Annotated in this window: 10 protein-coding genes; 5 read left to right on the plus strand and 5 right to left on the minus strand. The window is 58.0% G+C overall.

Annotated elements, in window-relative coordinates; all coding sequences use genetic code 11:
* Positions 1–268 precede the first annotated feature (268 nt).
* The 4 genes from ACQ66M_RS03680 (at position 269) to ACQ66M_RS03695 (ending at position 4,664) form a co-directional block, all read left to right on the plus strand.
* The gene (locus ACQ66M_RS03680) at positions 269–1,696 is read left to right on the plus strand and encodes a tetratricopeptide repeat protein (protein ID WP_430401953.1); all 1,428 of its coding nucleotides are present in this window, start codon (positions 269–271) and stop codon (positions 1,694–1,696) included.
* A gap of 196 nt (positions 1,697–1,892) precedes the next feature.
* Positions 1,893–2,030, plus strand: coding sequence for a hypothetical protein (locus tag ACQ66M_RS03685; RefSeq protein ID WP_350171028.1), 138 nt, complete (start codon positions 1,893–1,895; stop codon positions 2,028–2,030).
* 402 nt (positions 2,031–2,432) lie between these two features.
* Entirely contained in the window at positions 2,433–2,816 is a 384-nt protein-coding gene (locus ACQ66M_RS03690) for a lasso peptide biosynthesis B2 protein (protein WP_430401955.1), read from the plus strand.
* Positions 2,817–2,828: 12 nt separating this feature from the next.
* A complete protein-coding gene (locus tag ACQ66M_RS03695; protein ID WP_430401957.1) occupies positions 2,829–4,664 on the plus strand; it encodes an asparagine synthase-related protein in 1,836 nt (611 codons plus the stop codon).
* On the opposite strand, the gene ACQ66M_RS03700 is transcribed toward ACQ66M_RS03695, so the two are convergent.
* The 4 genes from ACQ66M_RS03700 to ACQ66M_RS03715 form a co-directional block, all read right to left on the minus strand.
* The gene (locus ACQ66M_RS03700; RefSeq protein WP_430401959.1) at positions 4,636–7,215 is read right to left on the minus strand and encodes a S9 family peptidase; all 2,580 of its coding nucleotides are present in this window, start codon (positions 7,213–7,215) and stop codon (positions 4,636–4,638) included. The two genes, ACQ66M_RS03695 and ACQ66M_RS03700, sit on opposite strands and share 29 nt — an antisense overlap.
* 82 nt (positions 7,216–7,297) lie before the next feature.
* Entirely contained in the window at positions 7,298–10,057 is a 2,760-nt protein-coding gene (locus ACQ66M_RS03705) for a TonB-dependent receptor domain-containing protein (protein ID WP_430401960.1), read from the minus strand.
* 438 nt (positions 10,058–10,495) lie between these two features.
* Positions 10,496–11,512: a FecR family protein gene (locus ACQ66M_RS03710; protein ID WP_430401962.1), complete on the minus strand. Its 1,017-nt coding sequence runs from the start codon at positions 11,510–11,512 to the stop codon at positions 10,496–10,498.
* An 8-nt stretch (positions 11,513–11,520) separates the two neighbouring features.
* Positions 11,521–12,195 carry an RNA polymerase sigma factor gene (locus tag ACQ66M_RS03715; RefSeq protein ID WP_430401965.1) on the minus strand — a complete coding sequence of 225 codons (675 nt, stop codon included), beginning with the start codon at positions 12,193–12,195 and terminating at the stop codon, positions 11,521–11,523.
* A 149-nt stretch (positions 12,196–12,344) separates the two neighbouring features.
* Between ACQ66M_RS03715 and ACQ66M_RS03720 the strand changes: the two genes are divergently transcribed.
* The gene (locus tag ACQ66M_RS03720) at positions 12,345–12,671 is read left to right on the plus strand and encodes a helix-turn-helix domain-containing protein (protein ID WP_430401967.1); all 327 of its coding nucleotides are present in this window, start codon (positions 12,345–12,347) and stop codon (positions 12,669–12,671) included.
* Between the two features lie 10 nt (positions 12,672–12,681).
* Here the strand turns inward: ACQ66M_RS03720 and ACQ66M_RS03725 are convergent, their stop codons facing one another.
* Positions 12,682–14,490, minus strand: a complete 1,809-nt coding sequence (locus ACQ66M_RS03725; RefSeq protein ID WP_430401969.1) for an ABC transporter transmembrane domain-containing protein — start codon at positions 14,488–14,490, stop codon at positions 12,682–12,684.
* Positions 14,491–14,572 lie beyond the last annotated feature (82 nt).

Below are 14,572 nucleotides of genomic sequence, written 5' to 3' on the forward strand. Positions count from 1 at the left end.
CGCCGCAATTGTCAGCGAACGGGATCTTCCGGCGGGACGGCAGGCAAGAGGACTGACGAAGACCTGAAACCGCTTCAGTCAGCGACACGCATTTTGCCCGCGATAACAAGCCCATTCGCAGTGCGAGAGCCATGTTCACTGGAAGATCCCCTGATCTGAATAGACCGCCGCCCGCGTATTGCCGGTTGGGTTGCAAAGCGCTGGCGGCGACGCCTGCCTGCCGCGCGCCTTTCCTCCCCCTCAGCCTGTTCACAGGCGAGAGAGTGCCATGAAGGCTCGCACGGCAGAATCCGATGCGGAAAGACAGGCCCTGGCCGCCACCTGGCAGGCCTGCTTGCAGGCAGGCCAGCGATGCCTGGCAGCAGGACGGCCAGATGATGCGATCCCTCACCTGCGGCTCGCCAATTATCTCCAGCCAGGACATGTGCCCATCGTGCTGACGCTCGCAATTGCCTGGCTTCGCGCCGGACATGCGGACAAGGCTCTGGCCTGTTTCGATGAGGGTCTGTGTCTCGATCCGGCAGAATTGCAGGCCCAGCATGGACGCGGCCTTGCCCTCGATGCGCTTGATGAGCGCGAGGAGGCCCTTGCAGCCTTTCGCGCAGTCACAGCCGCAAGCCGGGACGCGTGGCCATCCTGGCAATCGATCGCTGACATCACCCCCGATGAGGCCGAGCGCATCCACGCGATCGATCAGGCCGCAGATGCGCTTGTTCGCCTTTGCACCAGCGGGCAGCCTGCAGCCCGCCTCTTCACCACCTGCACCGCAGCGCTTCTCGACGCGCATCGCGGGCGGGTTGCGGCCACCTTCATTGCCGACAATGCCTCACGTTTTCCGGACGCTGCGACAGTTCATGACTGCCTTGCCCGAGCGCGGTATGAGACGGGAGATTTTCGCGAGGCGTTTCGCCAGAAGCAAGGCGCTGTGTCGCAACGGGGCGGCCAGGAGCCAGAAAGGCCGCCTGCCCGTTTCAGCCCCGATGCAGCTGTCGGCGCGCTGCGCGGCATAGGTGAAATCCTCGACGCGGCCGGAATTCCATTCTTCCTCGCTGCCGGGACATTGCTCGGGTTCTACCGGTCTGGCCAGCCTCTGCCTTATGACCGTGACGTCGATATCGGCATACTTGCCGGCCCGGATCAATTAATTGATATCGCCCGGACAATCCGCGACCATTCCGGGCTCATGCTAGCCCGACGCGCACGTCCGGGAGACCGGTACTTTGCGCTCACCTTCAAGGGTATCGGGGTGGACACCTTCCTGTATGAGCCTTCTGGCGACGCCCTGCATTGCCGCCTCGGCCGGCTAGCAGGTGACGTGGCCTGGCGGTTCACGCCCTTTCGCCTGAAGACCGCGTCCTTCAATGGCGCGACCTGGCCCATCCCTGACAATCCCGAACGCTATCTTGCTGAAACCTACGGGCCGGGCTGGCAGAAACCTGATCAGGGATTTGCCTCGGTCATCAGCTCACCGGCGCTGTATCAAGTCGATCCGTATACCCGCGCCTATTATGCCATTTCGCGCGCCGACAAGGCCCTGAGGCAGGGAGACAGCGTTAAGGCTGGAGCCCTCCTGCGCCAGTCGCCTGTTCGGGTCGCTCTGGCGCGTCCTGGCGATGAAGGCCGCTTGCCCGCCGGACAGGCGGATATCACCGCCCCGTGGGGAGAAGAACATCTCGATCCCGGTTCGAGAAACTAGGGTTATCGCGCCGGATTGAACATGCACGCCTGAACGACACCGCGAGATAGGCTGGTGGCGAAGAAGAAGTGCGCTTAATGTACTGATTTATAAACATTTTTTCATATTTCGAGGTGTTGACTCTATTTTAGATAGGATCCATTTTCTACCTGTCGCCCGGCCAGCGACATCCCTCAAACCGAAAGGAGAATTAGTCATGAATACCCAGACAGAAGATCGCTACCAGGATGAAGAGTTCGAGCCCATCGAACTGGGATCGGTCAGCGTGGAAACACGTGGGATCGGTCCCCTCGGTGACGAGTTCAACCAGGGCAGCGTCAATAGCCGCGAATAGGCCCGGTAAACCATGGCGGGGGCGCTACATCGCGCCCCCGCTTTCGCCGAAGAGATAGAGCACATGCAACCAGCATCCGCCCAGGACCTGCCACTCCCGAAACGCAGTTACTCCCTGAGCCCGGATGTCTACGTGTGCGAATTCAGAACGGCCTACATTCTGCTTGACTGCAATATGGATCGCTACTTCCGGTTTTCTGGCCAACAATACGATTGGTTTGCCGAAATCTGTGGGTCTCGTGAGTGTTCAGGATTATCAGCGGCGGCTGTCCGATTTGCGCGACGCCTTCTCGACATGAAACTGATCACTCACCATCAGCCTGAGAGGCCGGACCTGAACCGCCCGATCCGACCGAACCCACAAACGTCGCTATACGACTTGCCACCATGTGGAGAACCGCCCGTGCGCTGGCGACCCATGACCGCCTTTCTGCTCGCATTTGCGGTCGCCGCTCATGTCAGGCGAACGTCTCACCTGAAGCAAACGCTCGCCTCCGCCAGAAAATGGGCAGCTGTCGCTCCATCGCATTGCTCTAAGGCCTGTATCCTGGATCTGACGCGGCGTTTTCACAGCTTCACGCCCTACGTCTTCACCAGCCATGAAGCCTGCTTTTTCCGGAGCCTTGTCCTGCTCAAATATCTGTCCCTGATGGGCGTAAGCGCCAACTGGGAGTTCGGCGTGAGACCGCTACCTTTCAGTGCCCATTGCTGGATCGAACATGACGGCATGGTGCTCAATGACCATTTGGGTCACGTTTCAGAATACAGAAAAATCATGTCCGTTTAGGATCCACACGCGATGCTTTCCTATTTTGCCATGATCTGGGAAGAAGAAGACCCGGCTGCAGCCGATCTTGTGACGGATATCCGCTCACGGATTGAGCGAGATGGCCTTGCACCGTACTCCCACTTCGCGCGGCCAGGCCTTGAACTTTTTGACTTCTCCCGCTTACCCTTCGGCGGCAACATTCTTGCCTTGCCAAACTCTCCCGATGGTATGGGAGGCGCCATCTTCGGCAGCCTGTTCGACAGATCCGGAAAATCGCTCTCGGCATCTGACATCGCGGCAAGCGACCTTCCCTTTTCATCCCGCGTCTGCCGCTCACGCGGTGATGAACTCCTTAGGTATTATTGGGGAAGCTACATTAGCTTCCTCGATTGTGGCGATCGCTTTGTCATTGTCAGGGATCCAAGCGCCTCCCTGCCCTGCTTCCATGCCGATCAGTGCGGGGTCACACTCGTTTTCTCCCATCTTCAGGATTGCCGGTTCATCGACAGGTCCGCCTTTACCCTGAATCGCGACTTCATCTCGAAGCTGGTCATCTATGACAAAGTTCAGACCGGTGAGACCGGCCTCAACGAAGTGAGGGAGTTGCTGGGCGGCGAGCGCCTTGTGGTCACGTCCAACCGTACAATGACAGAGCTAGCCTGGGACCCAAGAGATTTTGCCGCTGATGTCTTGTTACCTGACCAGAAGGAAGCAGAACGTCGGCTAGCGGAGACCAGCCAGATGGTTGTTAAGGCTTGGGCATCGCGCTTCGACAGAGTCGATGTAAGTCTTTCGGGCGGGCTTGATTCAGCTATTGTGCTTGCTTGTCTCGCCGACGCTCAACGAGGGCGAGATGTCGGGGCAATACATTATCGCCTTGAATCTGGTGACCTGTCGGAAGAAAGTCATGCGAAGTCCGCAGCGGCCCTTGCAGGTATTCCGCTTGAAACAATACGTGTTCGTCCAAACAGCGTCCTGCCGAATGTGGCAGCGCATCCTCCAACGGCCCGGCCCTACAGATCCTTTATCGGCGAAGCGCCCTCGCTGGCAGGAAGGATTTCTCCTGGTGAGCGCGCGGCGCTCTTCACCGGCCAGGGAGGCGATCATCTTTTTCTGGAGCGCAGGACACCCCAGGCATTCGCCGACCATATCCTGACCCATGGCTTGTTTGCAGGTGCGCTGCCTGCCCTGCTTCGCGCGTCACGCCTCTCCCAGCGATCGATATGGGAGGTCCTGTATGTTTGCCTGCCCGCCCTTCTTCTGGGTCGGCGCGAAAGCGTCATGCAATCTGCCTTCCGCCACCGGCAGGAGACGATGTCAGGACATGTCGACGCCGGCCCGAGCGTGGACGCCAGTCTGCCGGAATGGGTCAGAAACGCAAAAGGGTTGCCGCCTGCCAAATTCCTGCAGGTCAGCTCCCTACCGCATATGGTGCAGGTTTCAGATTCCGCGACGCGACCCGACGCTGCGGCGATTGTACATCCTCTCATCTCCCAACCTCTCATGGAGCTCTGCCTGCGCCTGCCTGTCTCGCTGCTTCTGGCGAACGGTGAGAGCCGCGGTCTCGCGCGCCAGGCTTTCTCAGGCAGGATACCTGACAGCATAAGGCACAGAATGACAAAGGGCAGCGCATCCAGTTATTTCATGGAATTTCTCGAAGCCAACTCTGAGACGCTCGCGAAGACGCTCCGCTCCGGCGTACTCGCAGAGCTGGGTCTGATGGACAGGGATGAGCTTGAGAAGATGACACGCAGGGAAAATCTGAGTGCTCACAGGATCGGTCGCAGCCTCCTTGTCGCATACGCAATAGAAGCCTGGTTACGCACCTGGACTAGGATCATCGGCAAGCCTGACAGGCAGGCATAGCACCATTCTCAGGCGCAACATGAGTATCACTGAGAAACTGGTCAAACCGTTCCCACATGTCTCTTATATTTGCTCGCCCTGATGGACCATGGCCCTCGCCCCAATACCGGACGTAGCGGGCATCCTTTCCCGCCCGGAACAGCGCGCCATACATTTCGTCGAATTGTGACATCGAGAACTCGTCCATGTCAGAATGGATAAGCAGGACAGGAATATCGATCTGTGGTGCGAGGAAGACGGGCGAATTGCGATAATAGACTTCCGGATCCTGAAAGGGCGTACGACCGATACCGAAATCGCTTCCGCTGGTCGCATCATACCGGCCAAACGCCCCAAAGGAGCCGTACAGGTAGGAATACACTCCGGCGGGCCCGAAATAGTTGCTGAACAGATCTGCCCAGCTATTGGCCGCGATCACTGCATTGTATCGATCTGAATGAGCTGCCACGTAGAGTGCAGATACGCCACCCTGACTGAACCCGTAAAGCGCGATACGCTCTGGATCGGCAAGTTTCTCCTTGAGAATGGCATCGACCCCTGCCCCGATGACCTCATCCATTCCGGCAATCGGCCCGTCTTCAGTGCGGATCAGCTCTCGCGGTGTCGTAAGCCGCGCGTAGGCATAACCTTTGCTGGCCCAAACGTAGGGCGAATCCGGATCCGGATAGGCAAGTTTCGGTCCCTCCTTGCGGCACGTCGGTCCGATGTCGGGATAAATATCCACGATCAAAGGTGGCGGCGCATGCGGATCAAAGTCCGGAGGCAGAAGGATACAGCTCTCCACGGTCTGGTTTTTCAGGAGGCTTTCCGGATCCGCCAAACTGTAGGACAAAATTCTCCACTCACCGAAATCGAGTCCTGCCATATGCGAATTGATGCGCATGATCTCCCGGGGACGCCCTTGCGAGCCTGAGCGCGCAAGGAACAGATGCGACTGGGGCCCATTCTCCGTTCGAAACAGCACTGTCCGGGCGGCAAGACTTCCGGCCAGGGGGGAGGCTTGGCTGTCCGGCGCGTCGATCAGGACCGGCGCTACGGTTTGATCTTCCCGCAGATCCAGCATGAGTATCCTGGCGGCTCCCGCTCCAGTCACGGAGAAAAGTGCCTCGGCGCTGAATTCCGGCCGGATAACTCTGCTACGCGTTGCAAATGTGCCAGGTGTCAGCATCTGCAGCTGCCCATCCACGTCCGGGCTCAGTCGGCGCACACCCCCATCCCTGTAAAAGCGATAGACGCCATCAGCGGCCTTCAGCGTGACGTGGCCAGGGCCTGCATGGACCGGAATGGCAGACACATCCGACAGCGAAGCTGTCAGATTGTGTGTTTTGCCATCCCCGGCGAGTGTGTACCAATCGGCCCGGCCAAGTCCGGTCTGCATGAAATTTCGATCGGTAAATGTGCCACCCGGATCAGACCCTGCCGCCGCGCGCCGCGCAAATACGGCCAGCCTGTCACCGAGAAAAAGGGCTCGCTCCGGCCTTTGCCGCCATCCGCGTTCACGCTCAGAGGCAAGATCGAGCCCGGGATGGTCAAAACGGGTAACGGAACCCGACGCGATATCGATGACATGAAATCTGCCTTCTGCCGCATCCTTGCCGCGCTCCCAACCATAGGCGGCGAGGCGTCGGCCATCCGGCGACCAGGTGATCGTATAGGGATAGAATTCGAGATTCTCGGCCAGACGGACTTCCTGCCGGGTCTCGAGATCAAACATCACCAGCTTGTAACGACGCGGTTCGCGGTCAAGCAGTCGATCGGGATCGGCTGGTCGCGGTTTCGATACCGCCAGACCAGCAAGCCACCTCTGGTCAGGTGACACGCGAAGGTCGGCATAGAGCCCATCAGCCAGCACTTCGACACGGCCTGTGTCGGCATCTGCGACGACCAGTTCTCCGGCTTCAGGTTGATTTGACTGATCCTCTGCATAAGTGCGCACTTCGACGGCTGTCGCTGCTTCTCCACTCCAGGCATCCCTCCAACCCTTGGCCAATGCCTTTCCGGTTCGCGCGCGCACACTCGTAGTGGCCGGCAGGTCCCCGTCCGGAAGCGCTGCGAATACGAAGGCCGTGTCGCTGATCCAGACCGGATTATGCTCACCTGAACGGCTGAAGGCGGGCGTCTTCTTGAACGTCCGGACCGTCTCACTATCCATCTCATAGGCAAGCATCGATAGCGCACCGGAATGGTACTGCATCAGCAGGAGATACTTGCCCAAAGGTGAAAAGCCCTGGAGATAGGTATGCGGTTCCGGATCAAGGCCCGGAAGCCGTTCAGGCTCGCCGCCTGCCCGCATATCGTATCTCCATATCTGATGACCACTTTTCTGGTAAGCATAGGTCCGAAAGCTGTAATCGGTGATCTCGTCATAGGGTCGGATCTTCTCGACCATCATCCACCTGCCTTGCGGGTCGGCACCGGCAGCTCCCAGCCCTTCCATGTGAAGGAGGTCATCAAGCCCAAACGCACGGGGCTCCGCCAGAGCGGTTGGAAAGCAGGCGATGATGGCACTCACGATGAAGAGCGTGATCGCATCTCGGAAGCGTCTGGGCATGATGGGCGTTACCAGGTTCTGGAGAATAAAGGATGGGTGCGCCGCTTCTCTGCGGCGCTCCAACGCACGTCCGAGCATCCGCTCAGAAGCGCTTGCGCAATTCAAGGGCCACAAATCTTCCAAGCGGTGATGCATTGGTCGGATCGAAACCAGATATCAGGAAGGAACCGCGCGACGGAGCCGATGGTGGGTTTCTGTCGAAAAGGTTCGTAACGGAAAGACTGGCGGCGGCACCATCGAGCCATCCGACCTGGTCTTCGAATGTGTATGACACGGTGGCATCGACTGTGGTCCATGACCCGATGTCGGACGCATCAGCCGTCGTATCGGTCTGGTAGCTGTCAGAATAATTGAGAAAGAGCGTGCCCTTGAACCCGCCCCGGTGAATTCCGGCATTTGCCCGGATTTTCAGGTCGACCGGGTTATAAAGCGTATTCGTCGTTTCGACCGGTGGTGTCGTTGCAGCGGCTTGCTCGCTAAACTCCAGAATATAGTTGGCATTCAGCCCCATTGAGATGCGGCCAAGCCGGGTGTCGGCACTGTAATTTATCTGCGCATCTAGCCCCCGTGTCTGTGTTTCCGCAATGTTGCGCACGACGTTTACTGAATTTACAATCGCGATATTGTCGAGACTCGCCCCTGAATTGAGCCGCACCGGATGGGACAGGCCCGCCAGGATGGCGCTCAATTCTTCCGGTGACGGATTGAAAATGATTATGCCTTCGGGAAACGATCCGGGCATCGAGAACGCAATGCCCGGTGCAGCGTTGATATTCACATTCCCTGGCACGGGTGTGCTGCCGAGACGCCCCTCAAACGTGATGTCGTAATAGTTGGCAGTTGCTGACCATGCATGGCTGCCCGCGTCACGAGAGAAATCCAGTCCGGCTGTAAACGTACGCGACTCTTCTGCATCAAGATTTTCTGCGGTACCGCCAAGAACCATGTAGTCAACACCCGCCAGAGAGGCATCCGGTAGTGGCAAGCCAAGTCGGTCGAGAATAAGCTGGTAGGGCGAGACGCTTCCTGTCCTGTCGAGCGCGCCGACCCTTCCCAGCGGAGGCGGCGCGAAGGACTCACTGTAGGAAGTTCGCAGGTTCAATCCCGACGCCGGCGACCATAGAATCCCAGCCTTGGGGCTGAAACTGCTGCCGAAATCGGAATAGTCGTCAAACCGGCCTGAAAGGTTCAGTTCAAGACGCCTTGCCAGTGGCAGTGTATTGCCTTCTCCGACGATCGGCAGGAGCAACTCTCCATAGACAGCCGACACATCCCGTTCAGCATCACGGTTCACTCCGCTTGATTGCGACTCATTTGTGAAGGATTCCCGCCGAAAGTGTCCTCCGAGCGCAGCCTTGATCGGACCACCGGGAATATTCAGCAGATCGCCATTGAGCTGAGCATCGAGCGACCAGAGATCCGATCGACTTTCCGTCTGATCCACGCTCGGATCCTGCGTCAGAAAAAATGTCAGCGTCTCTTCGTTGCGGATCTGACTATAGGTTGCATCGGCGGCGACAAACCAGCCTGGGGCCAATTCATAATCAACTCCAAAGCTTCCGGACAGTGATTCTGATTTCGTGTTGTAGATCTGCTTGTATCCCGGCGCCGAACTCAGGATAGAGTGACTGACCACATCCCGCTTTGAGTAGAGCCCTGAACCAGTGAGTTCGAGTGCGGGACCAAAGGCTTGCCGCGCGGATACAACAGCGCTGTGTCGACGCTGCTTTGGCAGGAGATCGACTGCGCCCGTGTCCGGTACCGGCTCACCGTCCGTCAGAAGAGGGAGGCCAATATTCGGGCGGTCCGCGAGTGTCAGGTTTCCGCGATCAAAATATTCATAGGTTCCGAGGATGTTTCCGCTGCCCCAGGCCGAACCGAGCGTCTGGCTGAGACGGTATTCCTTCATGTCCCCATCGGTCACCGAGCCGAACCGCGCACTGGTCTCGGCCCCTTCGAAATCGTCCCGGAGGACAAAGTTGATGACGCCTGCCACAGCGTCTCCGCCATAGATCGAAGACGCTCCATCAGTGAGGACATCAATCCGCTCAAGTGCCGAAACGGGAATCAGGGAAAGGTCCACGAAATCACCGACCTTAGATGTTGGTGCCAGGCGGTTGCCATTGAGCAGGACCAGTGTCCCGCGCGACCCCAGTCCGCGAAGATTGGCGCTGGTGCCAAACGTATTGTTCTGGCGCGAATTGATATCATTGGGCAGGCCACCGGGCGCAAACTCGCTGGACCCGCCGCCAAAATTCTGCGGCAATGTCCGGATGAATTGTTCTGTCGTTGTGACGCCCGATCCGAGGATGTCCTCCCGGCTGTATATCTGCAAAGGCGAACTTTCCGGAGATATCCCGCGCAAGCTTGTGCCCGTGACGGTTACAGTATCGACCCGCAATGTGCCGTCTTCTGAATCGGCCACGTCAGGAGCTGTGAGGGTTTGTGCAGGCACCTGCGCCTGCCCCGCATGCGCTGGCGGAGGAGCCTGCTCGGGTGCAACATCCTGCGCCCGAATGATGATCGCCCGACCCGGGCCCTTGACCGCTACAAGCCCGCTCCCCAGAAGGAGGCGGTCCAGCGCATCAGTCGGCACAAAATTTCCGCTGAGCCTTGGCGCCTTGCGCCCAGCGACCAACGCTTCGGCAAACAGGATAGGCGTACCCGACTGGGCACCAAACGCGCGCAACGCGTCTGCGAGCATGGGTGCGTCAATATCGAATTCGACCTGGCCTCCGGGTGTGAGCACATCGGCATGTGCGCCGGCCAGGCCGGTCGACAGGATGATGGATGCAGCCGCCGCGCTGAACAGCCGCGCGTTGAATTGTGTCTTGTTGAACATATTCCCCTCCGGATTAATTTCCCCCGTCAGGGCTTCGGCCCGGACGCGCATCAGGTTCAACGAGCGGGAAAGCAGATGTGGCAGTCTTATCATCCGATAGACCGGCAGAGGCCTCATCCAGCGCCTGCCAGTGCGAACAGCTTCCGCCCACGCACCAATTGTGATGGGAGACCTGACAGGCAGATTCCGTCCAGGCTGCTCAAGGAACGAGCAGGAAAGCTGCCGTCTCTGAAATTGAGCCGTGAAATGACAGAGCTGCCTAAAAGGCGCCATCTCTGGCAGGCTCGCGGGCCTGAGCATCCGCATACAGGTGAGCTGAACCTTGTGCGCAAGAACGAACCAGCACAGAGAGCCCGCGATTGACCCGGGAAAGCCGTCCCTGCTTCAGGGCCCGACTGGCAGCAATTTCAGTTATTCGCCACTGACACTCTTGTCACGTCAATCAGGATCTATGGGCATAAGTGTGATCAGATTTTCGGATCGCTCTGATCTGACTGGCAGGAAAAGCGCGAGACTTGATACGAATTCTTCAGGCTCACCTGTCGGGAAGCTTCCGCTCAGGCGTTCTGAGGCGAGATCATGATCGGGTACACTTATCCTCGTTTCCGAATATCGATTCAGTTCGGCGACGGCTTCAGCCAGTGTGACATTATCAAATTGAAGGACGCCGCTTCGCCATTGCAGCGCAGTTGCCGGCTCCACTCTGGACAGGGTTTGAGAACCGTCCTGCATGATTTCGAGCCTGTCGCCGGGGGCGAGCATCTGGCGTCTTGGCTCGGCGGCGTCTGAGCGTTCTGGACTGACTGAGCCCCTCTCACTCTCAGGTGAATCAGAAACCACAACAGAACCTTCCAGCAAGGTTACGGCGACCTGGCCTGGCTGCGCATAGATGTCGAATTGTGTTCCGAGTGCCGTCGTACGACTGCCGCCCGCGTCGACATGGAATGGCACGTCAGCGCGTGCGACATCGAAAAAGGCCTGGCCCTGTCGGAGGCCGATCCGACGCTCGCGCTCTGAGTACATCACTTCGAGCGACGTATCCGTGTTGAGCGTGATCGTCGATCCATCAGATAACGTGACAGTCTGCTGCTCCCCGACAAGTGTCGTGAAAGTCTCGGGTTCAGGTTTTGTGTTTTTGCTTACAATCCACCAGCCAAGTGCTGCGAAAGAAAGCACGGCCGCCAGGCCAGACAGCCAGGCGCGCTTTCGCAGTGCTGATCCCGGCGGCGTCTTTGCCTGTGGACCTGAACCAGCAGTCCTGGTGCCCGCACGCAGTGACCGGTCAATGATCGCGAGGTTTGCCTGGATCTGGCGGAACGCTGCGGCGTTTTGCGGATCACGTTCCCAGGCGAGGAACTCGTCCCAAGTCTCGACTTCGACGTCTTCGCGCTGGAGTTCGCTGTACCAGCGAGCGGCGGCATCTAGCCTGCCCGTGTCCTCCTCAATATCTGTCATCACGTCGATCACTCAGCCGTATCTGGACGCCAGCCGCCGGAACGCGAAAGGACTTTCGCGACGGCTGCCAGCGCTGCGGCTATATCACTTCTGACAGTTCTTGGCGACACGGACAGACGAATCGCAATGGCCTCATGGGTCAATCCCTCCAGTCGGTGCAACTGAAGCGCCTGCCTTTCACGAGATTTGAGTCCCGCGATGGCTGTCTCCGCCATCGCGAGCAATTGCGCATCCTGAACCTGTTGTTCCGGCGTCATAGTCTGGCAGCAGGCCAGCCTGTCGCCCAGCTCCCCAATGTCTGCACTATCGCGCCAGCTCCGCGTATAACCCGACTTCAGGTAGTCGCGGGTCAGATTCCGCAGGATTGTGAACAGGAGAGGTCGCAATTCCTCGATGGGCTTGTCGCTGTAGGCACGCCCTGCCGAGATGAAGGCTTCCTGGACTAGATCTTCAGCATCATCGGAATTGCCAATCCGCGTACGGCAGAATCGAAGGAGTTCGCTGCGATGAAGCCGGAAGATATAATTCAGGGCTTCAGGACCTGCGAGGTCGCCAGGCTCTTGATGGAAATCGATGAGAGTTGCTGATTGTCGAGATTTTGAACTGGAGCTGCTTTCGTGAGGGCTGGACGAACCTCTCACGTGCCGCTTTGAGAATTGAGAATCGTTGCGCGCTTCGGACATTAAGTCTCCGCGATCTCAAAAAGAGAACGCGCCCTACTTTCCATATTGAAACAATGTAAAGTTGTAGTTCTCATTTCGAAAAATGTAAAGTTCCTATTTCTCGTAACGTACCCCGGCTCACCTTTCTCTGCGCGGAGGAGAGCTGATCCATGGAACTTCAAAAAATTTTTGGGGCCAACGTTCGACACCACAGGCGTGCAGTAGGTTGGACTCTTGAACAATTGGCCGGCGAGGTTGGCGTCTCGCGAGAAACCATTGGAAAAATTGAACGTGGCATTTCAGCGCCACTATTTGAAACCGTAGAAAAGATTGCCACGACTCTTGGAGTCTCCCCACAAGTCCTGTTGGGCGCAAAGTCATTTCCTTCTGGCACTCGAGGAGAGACGCTCCGCAATATAAATGGCATTCTCGCAAATATGAATGACAAGCAATTAGTCCGGACCCAGAAAATGCTGGAAGCATTGAAGGGCGGCTGATAATTTCCGTCTACATTGTTTTACTTGCATTCGGTTCAGATTCCCGATTCTGAGCTCTCCAAAGTGTTCCATACAGACCATCAATTTCTAGCAGGTCTTCGTGGCGTCCGCTTTCGGCGACCCGTCCCTTGTCCAGAACGATGATTTGATCGGCGTCCATGATGCTGGAAAGGCGATGGGCGATAATTATTGTGGTCGTTCCCTGCCCCGCCGTTTTGATGTTACGAAGGATGCTCGCTTCGGCGGCTGAATCGAGCGCAGAAGTTGCCTCATCCGCGATGAGCAGTTTTGGATGACGGAGCATGGCCCGGGCTATGGCAACGCGTTGCTTCTCACCCCCTGAAAGCTTGAGGCCTCGCTCACCGACAATCGTGGCAAGGCCCTCAGGAAGGCCCGAAATGAGGTGTTCGAGATGGGCGAGCCGCGCAGCCCATTCGACATCCTCCGTCGCAGCCCCGAAGTCAGGGAATGCGATATTGGAGGCCAGGCTGGTATTGAAAAGCGTTGTGTCCTGAGGAATCACGGCCATCACCTGTTGCAGGACTTCCGGTGCATAATGAGAAATCGGAATGCCGTTGATAAGGATGCGGCCCGAATCCGGTTCATGAAACCGCAGGAGCAGGCGACAGATGGTCGATTTGCCAGCGCCTGAAGTCCCCACAATCGCCGTTGTGGAACCAGGAGCAATGTCAAAGCTCACGCCGTCGAGTACAGGCTGCTTTGCCTGGTAGGCAAAGCGCACATCTTCGAAACGGATCGCCGGCAGCGCTGTATCCGGAGAGACCCGCGTTCCACCTGCGTCTGACTTTTCCCTGAGGGGCGTATCAAGCAGATCGAGAAGCCGCTCCGCGAACGCAGTCCCCTGTCCGATATCCCTCACGCCGGCACCGAGCAGTTCCATCGGCCGGACGACCTGAAGCATGTAGGTGTTGACCAGCACGAGATCACCGACCGTCATGGCGCCGGACCGGACCTGGATGATTGCAAGGCAGAGTGTAGCGGTCAGTCCCGCGCAAAATACAAAGGCGATAAGCAGACCGTTCGTGAATCGCGCGCGATAGAAGGACCGCCAGCGCTCCTGCGCATAGGCGAGAGCTGCGTCGAACCTGCCGATGACCGCCTCCTCACCCCCGAACGCCTTGACGGTCTCGACATTGAGCAGACTGTCGGCCAGCGCTGCATTCGCCTCAATTCGAGCTGAGGAGATTGCACGGCTTGCCTGCATGATTGTCCGCGCGCCTGCAGAAAAGACGATCGCATAGGCCAGGGCGCAGGCGCTGAATATGGCCAGGAAAGCAAGGTCAAGTACACGGGCAATGACAAGGCTCATGAGCACGACTTCAATCACGCCCGGCAGGATCGTGAAGAAGGCATGCTGCATCACAAGCCGAAACCCCTGCAGGCCGTTCTCGACTGTTTGCGTCAAAGCACCGGTCGACGTCTCACGGTGGAACGAAAGAGGCAGTGCAATCACATGGGCGAACACCTTTCGCCCGAGCTTACGGGCGACTGCCTGGTCGGCTGCCCCGAACAGGAACATCCTGACCTCAGCTGCGATCCGGCCTAGCACCTGCGCGGCCACATAAGATGCTACCAGCGCGGCCAGAATGAGACCCTGGTTCTGCTGAAAGCTGTCTGCGCCATGAGCTGAAAGCCAGTCGATCAGAAGTTTCAGTGCGAAAGGACCGAATGCACCCACGACCGACATGCCGACGACGCAGGCCAGCGCAATCAGAATGTTGAGGCCGTCCGCAGCGTCCAGCTCTTTCCGCAGCGCAGGAATGGCGCGGACTAGACTGTTCCAATTAGCTGGCCGCATGAGGCACCCTAATCAATATTCGATCTCTTGATTTTCTACCTTAGCATACTTTTTGGCGCAGATATCCTGACCGTCAAACAAT

Origin of the sequence: Hyphomonas sp., assembly GCF_965284475.1 — a bacterium.
In the GTDB taxonomy this organism is placed as follows: Bacteria; Pseudomonadota; Alphaproteobacteria; order Caulobacterales; family Hyphomonadaceae; genus Hyphomonas.